15 protein-coding genes are annotated in these 16,477 nt (G+C 39.9%); 9 read left to right on the forward strand and 6 right to left on the reverse strand.

The genetic code is table 11. The features are described from left to right. The first annotated feature begins 50 nt into the window (after positions 1 to 50). Positions 51 to 410, forward strand: coding sequence for a cupin domain-containing protein (locus CTER_RS01990; RefSeq protein ID WP_004623341.1), 360 nt, complete (start codon positions 51 to 53; stop codon positions 408 to 410). Between the two features lie 61 nt (positions 411 to 471). Here CTER_RS01990 and CTER_RS01995 read toward each other — a convergent pair whose 3' ends face one another. From CTER_RS01995 to CTER_RS02015, 5 genes are all read right to left on the reverse strand, one after another. Then, entirely contained in the window at positions 472 to 801 is a 330-nt protein-coding gene (locus tag CTER_RS01995; RefSeq protein ID WP_004623323.1) for a hypothetical protein, read from the reverse strand. Between the two features lie 38 nt (positions 802 to 839). Next, entirely contained in the window at positions 840 to 1,871 is a 1,032-nt protein-coding gene (locus tag CTER_RS02000) for an alpha/beta hydrolase-fold protein (RefSeq protein ID WP_004623303.1), read from the reverse strand. 161 nt (positions 1,872 to 2,032) lie between these two features. Continuing rightward, positions 2,033 to 4,339: a HAMP domain-containing sensor histidine kinase gene (locus CTER_RS02005; RefSeq protein WP_004623327.1), complete on the reverse strand. Its 2,307-nt coding sequence runs from the start codon at positions 4,337 to 4,339 to the stop codon at positions 2,033 to 2,035. Further along, positions 4,314 to 5,000: a response regulator transcription factor gene (locus CTER_RS02010; protein WP_004623339.1), complete on the reverse strand. Its 687-nt coding sequence runs from the start codon at positions 4,998 to 5,000 to the stop codon at positions 4,314 to 4,316. Before CTER_RS02010 ends, CTER_RS02005 begins: the two co-directional genes overlap by 26 nt. A 335-nt stretch (positions 5,001 to 5,335) precedes the next feature. Beyond that, positions 5,336 to 5,536 (reverse strand): hypothetical protein, encoded by a 201-nt coding sequence (locus tag CTER_RS02015; RefSeq protein ID WP_004623311.1) that lies wholly within the window; start codon positions 5,534 to 5,536, stop codon positions 5,336 to 5,338. 234 nt (positions 5,537 to 5,770) lie between these two features. Here CTER_RS02015 and spoIIP point away from each other — a divergent pair, with 234 nt between their 5' ends. From spoIIP to CTER_RS02050, 8 genes are all read left to right on the forward strand, one after another. Continuing rightward, complete coding sequence (spoIIP, locus tag CTER_RS02020) at positions 5,771 to 7,048, forward strand: stage II sporulation protein P (protein WP_004623338.1); 1,278 nt, start codon at positions 5,771 to 5,773, stop codon at positions 7,046 to 7,048. A gap of 64 nt (positions 7,049 to 7,112) precedes the next feature. Next, entirely contained in the window at positions 7,113 to 7,385 is a 273-nt protein-coding gene (locus tag CTER_RS02025; RefSeq protein WP_004623300.1) for a hypothetical protein, read from the forward strand. Between the two features lie 142 nt (positions 7,386 to 7,527). Further along, positions 7,528 to 8,982 carry a stalk domain-containing protein gene (locus tag CTER_RS02030; protein ID WP_004623306.1) on the forward strand — a complete coding sequence of 485 codons (1,455 nt, stop codon included), beginning with the start codon at positions 7,528 to 7,530 and terminating at the stop codon, positions 8,980 to 8,982. 650 nt (positions 8,983 to 9,632) lie between these two features. Further along, positions 9,633 to 11,441, forward strand: a complete 1,809-nt coding sequence (gene lepA, locus CTER_RS02035; RefSeq protein ID WP_004623336.1) for a translation elongation factor 4 — start codon at positions 9,633 to 9,635, stop codon at positions 11,439 to 11,441. Positions 11,442 to 11,511: 70 nt separating this feature from the next. Then, complete coding sequence (locus CTER_RS02040) at positions 11,512 to 11,967, forward strand: PaaI family thioesterase (protein WP_004623343.1); 456 nt, start codon at positions 11,512 to 11,514, stop codon at positions 11,965 to 11,967. Between the two features lie 211 nt (positions 11,968 to 12,178). After that, positions 12,179 to 13,963: a sugar phosphate nucleotidyltransferase gene (locus CTER_RS02045; RefSeq protein ID WP_242834921.1), complete on the forward strand. Its 1,785-nt coding sequence runs from the start codon at positions 12,179 to 12,181 to the stop codon at positions 13,961 to 13,963. Then, positions 13,948 to 14,652: a phosphohexomutase domain-containing protein gene (locus CTER_RS28660; RefSeq protein ID WP_242834922.1), complete on the forward strand. Its 705-nt coding sequence runs from the start codon at positions 13,948 to 13,950 to the stop codon at positions 14,650 to 14,652. Before CTER_RS02045 ends, CTER_RS28660 begins: the two co-directional genes overlap by 16 nt. Positions 14,653 to 14,855: 203 nt before the next feature. After that, entirely contained in the window at positions 14,856 to 15,980 is a 1,125-nt protein-coding gene (locus CTER_RS02050; RefSeq protein WP_004623321.1) for a GDSL-type esterase/lipase family protein, read from the forward strand. 57 nt (positions 15,981 to 16,037) lie between these two features. Here CTER_RS02050 and CTER_RS02055 read toward each other — a convergent pair whose 3' ends face one another. Next, positions 16,038 to 16,370: a hypothetical protein gene (locus CTER_RS02055; protein WP_004623314.1), complete on the reverse strand. Its 333-nt coding sequence runs from the start codon at positions 16,368 to 16,370 to the stop codon at positions 16,038 to 16,040. Positions 16,371 to 16,477 lie beyond the last annotated feature (107 nt).

Consider the following 16,477-nt stretch of genomic DNA (forward strand, 5'->3'; position numbering starts at 1 on the left):
AAGGCCGGCCATGCCGGCCTTATTAATTTACTGCGAAGGAGACAAGTGTAATGGAGAAAGTCAACATATATGAGAAGTTAAAGCTTTTTAACGGGTACTGGAGCCCTAAAATATTAGGTGAAGTCAATGAATCATATGTAAAAGCGGCAAAGCTGAAGGGTGAATTTCTATGGCATAGTCATGAAAATGAAGATGAAATGTTTTATGTTTTAAAAGGAATATTGAAAATAAGATTCAGGGACAGGGAAGTTATTTTAAATGAAGGCGAGTTCCTTATAATTCCCAGGGGAATCGAACATATGCCTGTTGCAGAGGAGGAAGTTCATGTGATGCTGATTGAACCGAAGGCAACATTGAACACCGGAGATGTAAGAAATGAAAGAACGGTAGAAAAGCTTGAAAAAATTTAGTACGGTATAATCAGTAATAATATTTTACCGGCAAAGTTGATCGAATGTCCAGCGTAACGCTTTACAGCAGGGTGTTTAATATTTCGCTGACAACATCAACGTAAAGCTTTCCCTCATGTTTTTCCAAACGCAGCAAAATGTCTTTTATAAAGAAATTATTTTTTAATAACTTTGATTTCAGATTGATTTTATAATTCTCAAGGCCGGTTTCTGCCTGGGTCAAATCCTCGAACAGCGACTTGTTCTGGTAATCGGAATAGACAAAAGTGTTTATGGCATGACCATCTATCCTGATCCACGTTCCGTCAGAGGTTTTTTCTATAAACCTGGCTGTCTCGATAATACCGTCCCTGGCGTCCACATAAAATATTTTTTGACCTTTCTTAAACATGGCATTGAGTCTCCTTCTTTTCAAATCAGATATGATGTTTAATTTATTCCCGAATACAAAGTTTTCAAACCCTCATTGAGATGTCCTTTCCAGTTTATCCAATTATGGCTTTCAGAGTATTTGGCATATTCTACGTGCCCATGCTTGCTTTCGATAAGTTTTGCAAGGGCATCGTTCATTTCCTCGGTATCCTGAACAGTTCCCGTCTGTAAGCATAATTTCATATTGGAAACATCAGCTTTACTGATTATGTCAAATATCAGCCAGTCCTTGGGCCAGAAAGAACCTGACTGAGATAATAATCTGTTGAATTTGTCCGGTGTATTTGCAGCAATATAAATTGCTGTCAGACCTCCCCAGGAGACGCCTATTATGGACCTTTCAATCATAGCACGGGGACTAAGATAGTTTCTCTCTGCAAATGGAACCAATTCCTTGATAAAATAGCTGTAGTGTTTCCTGCTAATGGTATATTCTGCATTTCTGTCATTTGGGTCTGTAAGGATTGCCACCATCCTTGGAATTTCTCCCATATGGATCATATAATCCAAAACCCTGTCAATATTGGCGTAATTGAGATATTCTGAGCCATCCATAGCATAAAGTATATGGGATATATCGGAATTCTCATATCCATGGGGGAGATAAACGTGATAATTCATGCTGCAGCCCATGTAGTCACTTTTCAATTTTACATTTTTAAGCAAATTTCCTTTTGGCACCTGGGAATTAACAATTTTTTCGTGGTCGCTGCTGTATTTGGGCATTATGAGATTTGAATTTATATTGTCAGCGCTTACGCAGGTTGTTTTCTCGTTTAACGGATCAGTAATCCAATTGCCGTCCACTATTAATTTATAGTCAAACCTTGCATTTTCAGGAAAACGTTTATTGATGAACCAGACACCTTCCTCATTTTTTGACATCCTGTCTTCAAGCTTCCACTGATTATATTCACCTGCAACATAAACTGTTTCGGCATTGCCCTTATAAATAAAAGTTACTTCATTTCCGCTGATAATGGGGAATTTGCCAGTATCAGGCATATTTGTATTTTGGTTCAAAGCCATGTTGTTTCCTCCGATAAATGTTTTGTAGTTATTTTATCTCTTATATAAAAAATTAGACATGAAAATAAAAGCGTGCTGTATTGAATTATTCCGCATATTGGCAATTCAATAAAAGCACGCCTATATAAATATTATACTAATGATATAATCAAAAAAATTATTTAATTAATTAGCTGGCTGACTGCCGGGAGTTCTATTGTTGCCTTAAAAAGGTCGCCGTCGATATTGAGGGTAAAGCTCCCGTTTTGAAGTTCTGTGAGGCTTTTGGCTATTGAAAGCCCAAGGCCCGAGCCTTCACTGTGGCGGGAGGCATCGCCTCTCTTAAATCTCTCCATCAGCTCATCCGCATTCACATTCAATTCGTAGGCAGATATGTTTTTTACCAGAATTTTCACCGTTTCATCAGTTTGAATTACATCTATATACACTCTTGAATTGGAGAGAGCATATTTGAAAACATTTGACAGGAGATTTTCTATAACTCTCCAGAGCAGCCTTCCATCCGCATTCACATAAACATTTTCGGCAGGAAAGTTGGTCCTGAAAATAAGCCCTGATGTTTCGATCTTATCTGAAAGTTCTCCCAGACCCTGTGAAATAAGAGACGCAACATTCAATTTTTCAAAATTGACCGCTATATTTCCGCTGGTTGCCTTGGCTGCTTCAAACAAATCTTCGGTCAGCGATTTCAGCCTCTGGGATTTTGAATCTATTATGCCAAGATACTTTCCTGCATTTTCAGACTGAAGCCCTTCATTTTTAAGCAGGTCAACATAGGTGATGATGGAGGTCAGGGGAGTCTTCAAATCATGGGATACATTTGTAATAAGCTCGGCCTTCATCCGTTCGGCCTTGACCTGGCTGCCGACGGCATTTTTCAGGCCGTCTGCAATTTGATTGATGGTTCCGGCAAGAGCTCGGAGTTCAGGAATACCCAGTTCGGGTATGTTGTAAGTCAACTCCCCGGCTCTGATTTTTTCGGCACCGTCTCTAATATTTATAAATACCTTGAAATTTTTCAAAAGGAAATATATTGCGGCAGCATTTACACCCACTATTCCAAAAAAGCCTATAAATGTTACATCGTTACCGTCGGCAAATATCAGCGCAAATATCAGGTTGAGAAATGCGTAAGCTCCAAAGATAAGCAGCAGCCTCATGGTAAGGGGACTTTTAACAAGGACTCCGCTAATACTGTTTTTAATTTTGGTATAAAGACTGTGGAGCCTGCTGAAAATCCATTTAACCATCTTACAAAGCAGAGTATACTTAATAACCTCGTGCCTCTTGAATCTTTTGGCAAGCATTGTGATAAACAAGATGCCTGCCAGAGTACCAAAAATGATTACTACACTTAAAATTGTGTATATGACCACTGCATTATAGCGTGTGTTATTCCAATAAAATACCGGCACAAACTGAATAATCTGCGATATGCAGAGTACAATGAAAGAAACACTTACCACAAGGGCTACGTCAAGGTATATTATATCTGCGGCTATCAGGTGAACGCCTTCCTTATCAGGACGTCTGCCAGCCGAATATATCAGGTATATTAAGCCGGTTATAAAAGACAGAAGCCCCAAACCGGAGGTTTTTAAACCTGTCAGACCTCTGATGGAATTGTTTTTAAAGGTATTTACTTCAGTTTGATACCTGTCGGGAGACATACCCAGATATACAGTGGCATCTGCCGGAATTGAATAGGACCCATACGAATTGCCTCCGAAATAGGAATTCCAATTGCTTTGAGTCAGCTTGACCGAAAAGGGCAGAGCGTTAAAGTAATTTTCTATCGTATTGTTGTCAGATATATTTGATTGTGCTGTTTTACCGTTTTGTACCACTGAATAATATATACCCTGCAAACTGTCAAGATACTTTATTTGTGATTTATAATCCTCCAATTGCCGGTTGATGGCTTCTTCAGCAACATTATCCAGCAACTTGTCATATTTTTCGTTTATTTCTTTTGTATCTTTGTCTTTCTTATCCTTTAAATTCTGGATTTTTTCCAGGGCATCCTTGTTTTTAATATCAGATATAACGTCAGTATTTTCGGCAACATTACCGTTATTATCAATTATGATACTTTGGTTGTTGAGATATTCCTGATACTGGTTGGCAGAGTTGTAAAAGTCATTTTCGACCTGTTGAAGTTCGCTGCTTCTGCTGTACTCAATATTGGATTTCATACCGTTTATTTCATCAGGGTCCAGAGTAGCTCCCGACTTGATGTTTTCTTCATTTTTATACTTAAACGCCACGAAAGATATATTGGAGTAAGCATGCTGCAATATATCCTTACCGGCCATGCTTTCCTTAAATTCCTTATTTTGAATTGCATCTTCAAAATAAGGTGCCTGCAAGAGGCCATAGGCAAGAGACAACATTCCTGCAATGCATAAGATGATTGCAAGGAGCTTAAACCATACGGAATATCTATAGTTTTTCAATTTTATATCCAATTCCCCACACCACCTTTAAATATTTTGGTTCTTTAGGATTAATTTCTATTTTTTCGCGGATTCTTCGTATATGAACAGCTACAGTGTTTTCAGGACTGAAAGAGGGTTCGTTCCAAACCTGCTCGTAAATTTGATCAATTGAAAATACTCTTCCGGCATTTTCACATAAAAGCTTTAATATCTTGTATTCCACAGGCGTAAGACGCACCTGTTCATTGTCAACCTTGACTTCTTTTGCACTATCATCAATGACAAGCCCTCCCGATTGGTAAACACCGGTTTTCGGGACAAAACTGCCCAGTGAAACATATCTTCTTAGGAGTGATTTTACACGCGCCAGCAGTTCCAGGGGGTTAAAAGGCTTGGTTACATAGTCATCGGCACCGAGGTTTAGACCGAGGATTTTATCTGTGTCCTCGGATTTAGCGCTCAGCATCAGAACGGGGATGTTATACTTTTCTCTGATTTTCATTGTAGCCCGGATACCATCCATGACAGGCATCATTATATCCATAATCACTAGCTGAATATCGGCTTTGTCAAAAACAGCCAGAGCTTCAGCTCCGTTATAGGCTTTTAATACTGTATAACCTTCGTTTTTCAGATATATTTCTATAGCGTCTACAATTTCCTTTTCATCGTCGCAAACAAGTATATTCACTGTAAAACCTCCGTTTAGATGAGAATGAATTATTAATTTTCAGGCTTATATTATTCATTCCCCTTGACAATCCATATCATTATATCACATCCCTTTATCTCAGAATTTGTAAGTAAATTCCTGATTGAATCCGTTATAAAAATAATAACTCAGGCATCTTTCAAACTAATTGACAGATTTCTTACAATTTTCTTAACATTTTCAGGTAACATTGCAGTTTAACTGAAAGTTGAGAACAACTAACTGGCATAACCAGTTAATTTTGAATTTCAGAGGCGATGCTTTTTCAGAAAAATTTCACGCCAATATAAAAAAACTCCATCAAAGGAGTTTCTTTATATGTTGAAATCGTATTTGAAAATATTTTGAAAAGGTTCGGAGCTTAAGGCCTTGGTAACATTGGTTCCGTTCAAGGTAAGCCTGTGACCACAGCTTTCGCATCTGAAAGTAAGACTGTTTAATTTTTCAAGTTCCTCTTCAGGAAGATTTAATAATACGCTGTTACATATACAACATCTAACTGTGCTGAAATTCAACTTTTCCCCTCCATTCCTAAAATAAGTATATTCTTAGTTATATGAAACTGTACCTGTTTTTAGAACAAAAATATTAAAATTAAGTACCAAATCATATTACAATATTTCCCACCTCTTAAAAAACCTTTTTAACCATACCGGCTGATTTGTGGTACAAGCCAGTCATAATTTTTAAAATTTTGAATATAGTTTTATAAATTTGATGTAACTGAAGTAATTTGATTGGAGGCATTTATGAGGGAATTTGCGAGGATTGAAGGAAACTCTTTTTACAATGATTCAAATATTACAGGAAACAAAGGCAAATTTTCAAAGTTCCCCATAGTACTTTGTGCAATAGCCGGTATTTTGATCGGGGGTCTGGCCTTCCGGGCGGCAAATGGGCATATGAGTATGGGGGGGATAAATACCGGCGGAAAGGATATTTCAGAAGATCAGGATAAAGCCGATATAAGCACTTATTCAATGGACATATTGTTTAAGGCTTTTGGAATGGACCGGTATAATCCCATAACCATACTGAACTCAAATTCACCTTTTTTTGAAATCTATTACAGGGAGGACTACCTTAAATTCATAGCCGAAAAAGAACAGCAGGAGCTGCAGGAGAAGATTGTGGCAAACGAGGATCTGCAGCCTGTCAGGCCACAGCAGGAAGTGCAGAGTCAAAAACCTGCAGACAGTGCTGCACAGACGAAGGGAGCAGGAGGTGCACTAAAAGAAGTTTCAAGCAGCATCACCTTTGAAAATGATGTGGAAAATAGTGACCAACAAAATAACCCTGTGGTAACGAACGGGAAAATAAAGGTTGTTAATGAAACCCAATACAGTATTGATATTGATGGACTGCTGAAGGAACCGCTGAAATTGAATACGGCTAAAACCGGCCCACAGATATTTGTTTATCACACCCATACCACAGAGAGTTATATCAAGGATATTGGGCAGCTTCATGACAAAAGCGTACCCTCAAGAACCACCGACAACAAATATAATGTTGTCCGGGTGGGAGATGCATTGATAAGTAATCTTAAAAAGTACAACATCAATGTATTGCATAATTCAACCATTCACGACAAGGATTACAACAGCTCCTATGTCAAATCCCTCAATACATTGACCAATTATGTGGATAAGTACCCCTCCCTGAAAATGACCATTGATCTTCACCGGGATGCCGCCGGAAATGATAAATTGAGAGTAGCAAAAAAAATCAATGGAAAGGATTACGCACAGATAATGTTTGTTATCGGAACCGATTCAAAACTCAGCAATCCCAAATGGAAAGAAAACCTGAAGCTTGCCCTTAAAATCCAATCACGGCTGAACGAGATAGCTCCGGGAATAGCAAAACCCACTTATATCAGCAAAAACAGGTATAATCAGCACCTGACCAATGGGTCGGTCATTGTGGAAATCGGCGGAGACGGGAATGTTATTGATGAATGTGTCAGGAGTACAACCTATTTGGCACAGGCAATCAATGATGTTATCTACAAAAACAAATACTGATGATTAAATTTCCGGCTGCCGGTCAAAAATAAGTAACATTAATATGTTTATTTTGGAGGCAGACTTGGCCAGGAAAATCAGATTCCGTAAAAAGAGATTATACAATCTAAAAATATTTGTTGTGATGAGCCTGTTTTTTTTAATAGTAATCAGCGGGTTAGTGGCTGTTGACATTGCTAAAAGTTATGTATTATATGGGCAGCCCCGGTTGGAGATGCTACAAATACAAGAAGTCGAAAAAGACATTTATCAGGTATCACTCTTTAATAATACTTTTGACCTGAACCTGAAATATCTGAGAAGGGATATGGGCAAAATCAAAGGGTTTTTTGAGTAGAGATATTTTTTTGCTGAAACAGGGATAACATGTAACCGTTTTGTTACCATTACGTCTACGGAATATGCTACTATTTCAATAGACGGCGCGCTATCTATTTTTGACAGCAAAAGATAAAATACATATGAGAGGATTTGATGCAATGAAAAAAATAGTATCATTTGTTTTGGCACTTATATTATGTTTGACTACCTTTACAACATTAGCCGGTGCGTCAGATATAAAAGGCAGTATAAAAGTTGAGACAAGGAAGATTGAAAAAATAGAGGGTGACTTGAGCCTGAAGTTAATCTATCCTTATTTCAGCGGTTTCAATGCGGCTTCAGAATTAAACAGCATCATACAAAACAGGAATATAAGTTCAATCGGATACATTAGAAGTAATGAAGCTGTTATCAAGGATATAAAGGCGCAACAGGAAAAGGCGGGAGAACCTGCAGGAAACATGAGCGCCTTTTTGGAATCATATTTTGACTATAACACCAGCGGAAGCATTCTTTCGGTTGTCATACATTCCAGTGACTACACCGGCGGTGCTCATGGTATGTCATATATGGAAAGCTACACAGTAAATACAAAGACAAATGAAATATACAAGACCTTTGGTTCACTGTTTGACAGCAAGAGCAATTATAACAAAGTAATTCAGGATAAAATCAATAAATTGATAGACAAAGAAAAGGATATGTATTTTATTGATGCAAAAGAGACTGTTGCAGCTAAAAAAGGAAATTATCAATTTTACTTTGACGGAAACAAGCTGGTTATATATTTCGGATTGTATGAATTAAGACCTTATGCCGGCGGAATGCCGATATTTAAAATAGATGCAAAAGAGCTGAAAGGTTTGTTGAAAAGCGATATATATACACAGATGATAAATGCCAAACCACTTGAGAATGTCAGATTCAATGGTGAAAGTCTTATTCCGCAGCCAAAGACCTATACCCAGGAATACAACCTGATGGTCCCCTTGCAGGATATAGCAAAGCTGTTGGGCTACAAGGCCACCTGGAGTGGGGGCAATGGCTGGGAAGTGGCCGGAGGCTATGTTAAAAACAAGGTGGACAGTTATTCTTCAAGCAAATCGGACGGTAATGTCAAACTTGGCTTGCCTCCAAAGGCAGTTGGGAACATAATGTATGTACCGCAGACCTACTTTTCAATGGTTCTTAAGGAAGATGTAATTTACGACGGAGATGCACTGCGCATATTTAAGGCAGAATCGGTCAACGAGGGCACATTTGATCAGCAGATAGCGGAATTTGAATCACCTGACACGGCGGAAAAAGCAGTGAATATGTATGCAAAAGCAGCACAGGAAAGAAAAGGTGCGATTCAATATGCACTATATTCAGATAAGCTAAAAGCCGAAAAAAGGGCAGGCTTTGAAGAGATGAACTGGGTTACCGGTGTATCAAGTCCATGGATTTCAGGTTATGAGATATATGAAATTGACAATGAGAGCAAAAAAACATATAGTGTTATTTTCAATTGGGCTACGTCTGCCGGCAAATCACCGGATACCAAGACAATAGTTACTGTTGAAAAGATACCACAGCAAGAATACTGGCAGATAACAGAGGTTACGGAGTAGAGAAAAGGCAGAATCAGAATTAACCGGAAGCTGGAACGGATAAGCAGTCAATCACTTTGGTGGAATCTTCCCTTCACCGGGTAATTGACTGCTTTTTTTGCGGTTGTGCCGGGAAAGTCAAGGTATTTGAAAAAAGATATTAAAAAGCGGAAGCAGTTCTTCCTGCAAAGAAATTGCCATCTCAATAATGACTTAAAGGGTATTTTATTGGGTAAAACTAACATAGCCGCGGCAACTTTTCTGCGGTAATAACGACTAAGGAAGATTATATAGCGATAAAACGCCGCAAGCTTACCAGTTGCGCCCCTTTATCCGCTATGATATAATAAATTGCTACCCTCTATTGACAATGTACAATACATTTTTGAGTGGTTAATTTGCCCTGCGGCTGCGTTGAAGCCGCTTGCAAGGCATAAAGCCTTACTGCACGCCTTTGCCTTGCCGCAAGCCAAATTATCTCACTCAAAAATCACCGACCTCGCGCTGAAATATTTTGGCAATTTTCGAGGAGGATGGACGCAGCCTTGCTGACGCAAGGCAAGGACGACGACAAAGAAAAGTGGCAAAATAGCCGGCGCGAGGCGTGTTATACATTGTCAATAGAGGGTAATTATGTGCAAATATTTGAAACTAGCTGTGGAGGATAAGGAATGTCAAGTGAAAGACAAAAATATATAAGAAATTTTTGCATTATTGCTCATATAGACCATGGTAAATCGACCCTTGCAGACAGGCTGCTTGAGAAGACCGGCGTGCTCACATCGAGAGAAATGCAGGAGCAGGTTCTTGACAATATGGAACTTGAAAGGGAGAGAGGCATTACAATAAAGGCCCAAGCCGTGCGTATGGTATATCAGGCTTCGGACGGACATGAGTATATATACAATTTTATAGACACTCCGGGTCATGTTGACTTTAATTACGAGGTTTCCAGAAGCATTGCCGCATGTGAAGGAGCTATCCTTGTTGTGGATGCGGCGCAGGGAATAGAGGCTCAGACTCTTGCCAATGTGTACCTTGCGCTTGAACACAATCTGGAAATAATGCCTGTAATAAACAAAATAGACCTTCCAAGTGCTCAGCCCGATGTAGTCAAAAAGGAAATTGAGGACGTTATTGGTCTGGATGCTTCCCAAGCTCCGATGGTTTCAGCCAAGAACGGAATTAATATAGAAGATGTACTGGAAAAGGTTGTCCACATGATTCCATGTCCCCAGGGGGACGAAGATGCTCCGCTCAGAGCACTGATATTTGACTCTCTTTATGACAGCTACAAGGGAGTAATAGTATATATGAGAGTTAAGGAGGGTACCGTGAAAAACGGCGATACCATCCGCATGATGTATACAAAGAAAGAATTTGTAATTTCCGAATTGGGCTACCTGAGACCGGGAGGGCTTTCTCCTGCCTCTGAACTTAAAGCCGGGGATGTGGGATATATAGCTGCAAGTATAAAAAATGTGCGGGATACCAGAGTCGGTGATACTATCACACTTGTTGGCAATCCTGCAAAAGAACCGCTGCCCGGATATAAAAAGGTTAATTCCATGGTATTCTGCGGAATTTATCCGGCAGACGGCTCCAAATACGGTGATTTGAGAGATGCTTTAGATAAGCTGCAGCTCAATGATGCAGCACTTACTTTTGAACCGGAATCCTCGGTTGCTCTTGGCTTTGGATTCAGATGCGGCTTCCTGGGACTTCTTCACATGGAAATCATCCAGGAGAGACTTGAAAGAGAGTACAACTTCGATCTGGTTACTACCGCTCCAAGTGTCATATACAAGGTTACAACAACAAACGGTGATGTGATCACCATAGATAATCCTACAAATCTTCCCCCTGTCACCGAAATCGATATGATGGAAGAGCCCATTGTAAAAGCTACTATTATGGTTCCCACCGAATATGTCGGCAATATAATGGAACTTTCCCAGGAGAGAAGAGGTGTCTACAAGGATATGTCATACATTGATGACAGCAGAGCCATGCTGACCTATGAAATGCCCTTGAATGAGATCATTTATGACTTTTTTGACGCTTTGAAGTCCAGAACAAAGGGGTATGCCTCCTTTGATTACGAGCTTATCGGCTACAGGGAATCAGACCTTGTCAAGCTGGATATAATGCTGAACGGTGAAATTGTCGATGCCTTATCCTTCATTGTACACAGGGAAAAATCGGTATCCAGGGGAAGAAGGATGACTGAAAAGCTGAAGGAATCAATTCCCAGACAAATGTTTGAAATACCTATCCAGGCCTGTATCGGCGGTAAAATCATCGCCCGCGAGACAGTTAAGGCATTCAGAAAAGATGTTCTGGCAAAATGTTACGGCGGTGACATCACAAGAAAGAGAAAGCTGCTTGAAAAGCAGAAGGAAGGTAAGAAACGCATGCGCCAGGTGGGTTCCGTCGAAGTGCCGCAGGAGGCCTTTATGAGCGTATTGAAGCTGGATTGATGGTTTAATTGAAAAATAAAAAAGGCATTGGAGTAATCCAGTGCTTTTTAGTATTTTTGGAGGATATTTTATGAACAATAGTATTAACACTAATCTGTTATGGCTTGAAAATTTTCTTAAAGAAACCTATAATGCCCCGATACTTGAAAATTTTCTGGGGCTCAAAATAGCAGAGCTGAGCGAGGGGAAAATTATACTTACCGCTGAAATAATCGATAAGCATTGTAATTTGTACGGTTTTGTACACGGAGGCACTCTTGCATCAGTTTCAGATATTGCAATGGGGGTTGCGTGCATAACGCATGGGAAAAGAGTTGTGACAATTGATATGAATGTCAGTTACATCAGGAATACACCCGAAGGAAGTACAATAACGGCCATAGGTCAGGTTATCAGCAGCGGCAGGACCATAATGCGGGCTACTGGAGAAATATACAATGATGAGCGGCAGCTTCTTGTCAGATCCCAGGCTTCCTACTTTGTCACAGGGGATTTTAACCCGCAGGATTTTCCGAAAAGGGAATAATACCTGTATCTTTATTCATCCGGTTAAGCATTTTTCCATATATTCCAGTAAAGTCATTTCGAATAGTTTTTTTTGATAAGGTAAAAATAATAAAATAAATCAGGTTAGGAACAACTTTCTAACAACAGTTGATTCCTGGGTTTCATCAAATGCACTTTATTTTCGCCGTACAGTTATTAATATTAAACAAAAATGTGAAAGGATGGATCTGATGAAAGCTGTGATTATGGCAGGCGGAGAAGGGTCCCGGCTAAGGCCGTTGACCTGTAACCGCCCCAAGCCTATGGTACCAATTGCTAACAAGCCAGTGATGGAACATATTATTGAACTACTGAAAAAGTATGGTATTAAAGATATTGCAGTTACCCTTCAGTATATGCCCGAAATTATTAAAGATTATTTTGGTGATGGAAGTGAATTTGGAGTAAACTTGAATTATTATACAGAGGAGGTTCCTCTGGGAACAGCCGGAAGTGTTAAAAATGCGGAGGAATTTTTGGATGAACCCTTTATTGTTATAAGTGGAGACGCTTTAACGGATATCGATCTGGATAAGGCGCTGGAGTTTCACAGGAATCGTGAAGCAGTGGCCACACTTGTGCTGAAAAAAGTCGAGAGCCCGATTGAGTACGGTGTAGTTGTGACCGATAAAACGGGAAAGATAACAAGGTTCCTTGAAAAACCAAGCTGGGGAGAGGTGTTCAGTGACACTGTAAACACAGGCATATACGTGTTGAATCCCGAGATACTTGGTTATATAAAGCCCAATCAAATGTTTGATTTCAGTAAGGATGTATTTCCAGAACTGTTAAAGGAAAACCGGCCCATGTTCGGTTTTGTTACCGAAAATTATTGGTGTGATATCGGAGATCTTGAAGCATACGTCACTGTGCACAATGATATTTTAGATAAAAAGGTTGACATAAAAATAGATGCCAAAGAAGTTCGCCAGGGTGTTTGGATTGGTGAAGGTGCGGTGATTTCCAGGGAGGCAAGTATAAAACCTCCTGTTTTTATCGGCAAAAACACTATTATAAGAGATGGCTGTAATATAGGCAGTTATACTGTCATAGGAGATCATAACCATTTATTTGAAGGCAGTTCGGTTAAAAGGAGTATTTTTTGGAAAGGCTGCATTCTTAAAGGACGTTCACAAATCAGAGGCAGCGTGTTCTGCAACAAAGTACAGGCAAATGCGCGGGCATCAGCATTTGAAGGGTCTGTGATAGGAGATAATTGTATACTTGGTAAAAGTGCATCTGTCAGGCCGGGTGTAAAAGTCTGGCCCAACAAGAATATTGACTCGGATACCGATGTATGTTCCAATCTGGTTTGGGGCTCAAGGTTTTCAAAGAATATTTTCGGAAACAGGGGGATTTTGGGCGAAATAAATGTGGACATCACTCCGGAGTTTGTTTCCAGGCTGGGAGCCACCTATGGCTCCATATGCATGAAAGACTCAAAGATAGGTGTCAGCTGTGATGATGTAGATGCATTAAAAATGTTAAAGAATTCTCTGATCTCCGGTCTGCTGTCTGCGGGTGTCGAAGTTTATGACATAGGAACTGCACTTCTGCCGGTAGTGAGGTCAGCCATCAGATTTTATAATTTGAGCGGAGGAATTCACATTTCTGCTTCAGGACAGGATCAGGATATGCTTGTAATAGATATGCTCAATAAATCCGGAAGCAATATCGACAGGGGTGAGGAGCGCAAGATCGAGAACACTTTTGTACGTGAAGATTTTGTCAGGTGCTCTGCAAATGAGATCAAGTCCGCTGTCACCATACCCGATCACAGTATTTTCTACAGTCAGGATATACTGAACAGTGTACAGGCAAAGGAGCATAATTTTAAAGTTGCACTCATTGCCAAGTCCGATCTGGTTAAAAAGGTTGTCGAAAGGATTCTGGGAGAGCTCAAATGCGATTATGCCTTTATAAACCCCAAGTTGGACAGTAATTACAAAAAAAGGAAAGTATGTTTTCAGATATAAAAACCCTTACTGCAACTGTAAAACAGGGTAAGTTTGATGTGGGCGTCTACCTGGAAAACTCAGATGAAAAAATGATGCTGGTAGATACAAAGGGGAGAGTTATATCGGACGATTTGTTCATGGCCTTGATAAGTCTGATCCATCTGAAATCTGCAAAGGGTAATACTGTCATAGTGCCCCTGAATACAAGCAATGTCATAGAGAGAATTGCCAGTGAACACGATGGAAATGTGATCAGAACCAAGACATCAACGCAGGAAATTATGAAGAAAATGCTTTCGGGTGCCGAAAAAAACAATATAAATGAGTTTTTCACAATGAATTTTGATGCTGTGGCGGGACTGGTAAAAATAATTGATCACATGGCCCAGTATGATCTGAGTCTGGATGAAATGGTGGATATGATACCTGATTTTCACATTTTAAAGAAGGAGGTCAAATGTCCCTGGTCGGCAAAAGGAAAGGTAATAAGAGCCATCATTGAAGAAAATGACGGCGCCGGAATTGAAACCACCGAGGGTGTAAAGGTACTGGGTGACAAGGGATGGGTACTGGTACTTCCGGATGCTGAGAAACCTGTCTGCAAGGTCATAAGTGAAGGGTACTCGGAGGAATACGCAACTGAACTTACCGATATATATGTAAACAAGGTTAAATCCATAAGCCAGGATAATGTAAGCAGCAGTTGACAGAGCTAAAGCCCTGCAATTGGAATAAATAATTCCAATTGCAGGGCTGTTTGTTTGAATTTTGCAGATTTAAAGGGTATAATTTAGATAAGCGGGAAGTACCTTATAGAGGTCTTTAACAGCTAAGACGTATTATCCGGCGATATAATTTAGTGAATTTTTATAATTATATGCATTATATGCAGCAAAATGGGGAGATCAGAATGAAGCAGATTAAGAAATCAATTATGATAATGTTATGTTTATTTATTGCGGGTTTGGGTTGGTGGCGGCCCGAAGCTTCGGCTGCAGCTGCCGGCCCGGATAAAGCCTTATATATTGCAGTGGGAGATTCGGTCACATCGGGCTACGGCCTTGAAAGCTTTTCAAATGGTGATATCAAGAATAGAACCAGTCCCGACAACTTTGTTACCAGGCTTGGAAAACAACTTGACATTAAAACCGTCAATTTTGGCGTTGAAGGGATTGACAGCGCGGCTCTGCTGAAATCCATAAGCAAGCCTGTTACAAAGGAACAAAAAGAAGCGGTGGAGCAAATAAGAAAGGCCAGCCTTATTACACTCTCTGTGGGAGGTAATAATATTTTCATTCCTTTTTTAAATGCGGTCAACGATAGGGTGGGCAGCGGCAAAAATATCTTTAATGCAGATGCCCTGGATATCCAGACTGCAATTCTTGGGCTATTGTTCGACAGTGACGGCTTGAATAAACTCAAAAATAATATTTTAAAGGGAGCTGAAATTTTTACCGGAAACGAAAGTCTACATACTCAGGGGGATTTTGCGGCAATAATCGGCACTGTCAAGACTTTAAATCCTGACGCAGAAATTGTTGTACAGACAATCTATAATCCCTTTGGCTTTATTATGCCAGATACGGTGGAAAAAGCCATTAAATCCATGAATGCCGAAATCATAAAAGGCTCGGACAACGGTAAAAATTACAGGGTCGCGGATGTCTATTCCGCATTTGCAAAAGCCGGCGAAGGAGTGAAATTAATAAATGCGGATACTGGAAAATCCTTTGATCCGCACCCGAATAAAAAGGGGCATGAAGTAATCTATACATTGGTGGCCTATGCTGCCGGCAATAAATTGCCTTATAACTTCAAGTCAAATGTGAAAAACGGCAAGGCGGCATTTGCTATTACAGCCGGAGAACTCAAGGTGACCGTAGCACCCTCCAAGGGCTATAAACTGCCGCAGACTGCGTACCTGACCATCGGGAAGAATGCCAAACTGACTCTGACCTTGAAAAACGGCGCGGCAGCTGTACCGGTGGCAGCCATTAACGGGGATATGACTGTAACGGCTGTATGCCAGAAATAGCAGGAAATAAACCGGCCCAATCCGCTTTCTGTATGCGGATTGGGCCGGTTTAGAACATTACATTTCACCAACTGGGTCATAGGTTCTATCAACTATGGGTTCAAAATAAAAATCGATGTACATGGGTGTCTTTCCTTCAAGCCCTGAAGCCCTGACAGGTGAAGTATAAAAAGCAATTCTATATTCAAATTCAGGTTCTTTGACCCGGTCTCGTGCATTCTTATCATAAGGAATATCTTCTACCCTGAAAATTCCTTTGGACTCCAGCTCCTTGATGAACCAGTTCATCTCATCTCCATCATTTACATCCATACAGGGTATATTTCCTTTTTTCATTTCATCTATAATTTGTTTTATTTCACCGGTTTGAAATCGTACTTGATAAAACATTGAAAAATTCCTCCTTGGTAATAGATAAGATATTGTTGTATATTTGATTTCAAAAAATTATATTATAACTATACCACATAAATATTCGGGTAATCAAAAGTTTATAC

The organism is Ruminiclostridium cellobioparum subsp. termitidis CT1112 (genome assembly GCF_000350485.1).
Taxonomy (GTDB): Bacteria; Bacillota; Clostridia; order Acetivibrionales; family DSM-1351; genus Ruminiclostridium; species Ruminiclostridium termitidis.

Excerpts from the sequence above, each read along its gene's own strand:
- CTER_RS01990 (WP_004623341.1), top strand. The coding sequence starts at position 51 with ATGGAGAAAGTCAACATATATGAGAAGTTAAAGCTTTTTAACGGGTAC.
- CTER_RS01995 (WP_004623323.1), bottom strand. The coding sequence starts at position 801 with ATGTTTAAGAAAGGTCAAAAAATATTTTATGTGGACGCCAGGGACGGT.
- CTER_RS02000 (WP_004623303.1), bottom strand. The coding sequence starts at position 1,871 with ATGGCTTTGAACCAAAATACAAATATGCCTGATACTGGCAAATTCCCC.
- spoIIP (WP_004623338.1), top strand. The coding sequence starts at position 5,771 with ATGAGGGAATTTGCGAGGATTGAAGGAAACTCTTTTTACAATGATTCA.
- CTER_RS02030 (WP_004623306.1), top strand. The coding sequence starts at position 7,528 with ATGAAAAAAATAGTATCATTTGTTTTGGCACTTATATTATGTTTGACT.
- lepA (WP_004623336.1), top strand. The coding sequence starts at position 9,633 with ATGTCAAGTGAAAGACAAAAATATATAAGAAATTTTTGCATTATTGCT.
- CTER_RS02040 (WP_004623343.1), top strand. The coding sequence starts at position 11,512 with ATGAACAATAGTATTAACACTAATCTGTTATGGCTTGAAAATTTTCTT.
- CTER_RS02045 (WP_242834921.1), top strand. The coding sequence starts at position 12,179 with ATGAAAGCTGTGATTATGGCAGGCGGAGAAGGGTCCCGGCTAAGGCCG.
- CTER_RS28660 (WP_242834922.1), top strand. The coding sequence starts at position 13,948 with ATGTTTTCAGATATAAAAACCCTTACTGCAACTGTAAAACAGGGTAAG.
- CTER_RS02050 (WP_004623321.1), top strand. The coding sequence starts at position 14,856 with ATGAAGCAGATTAAGAAATCAATTATGATAATGTTATGTTTATTTATT.
- CTER_RS02055 (WP_004623314.1), bottom strand. The coding sequence starts at position 16,370 with ATGTTTTATCAAGTACGATTTCAAACCGGTGAAATAAAACAAATTATA.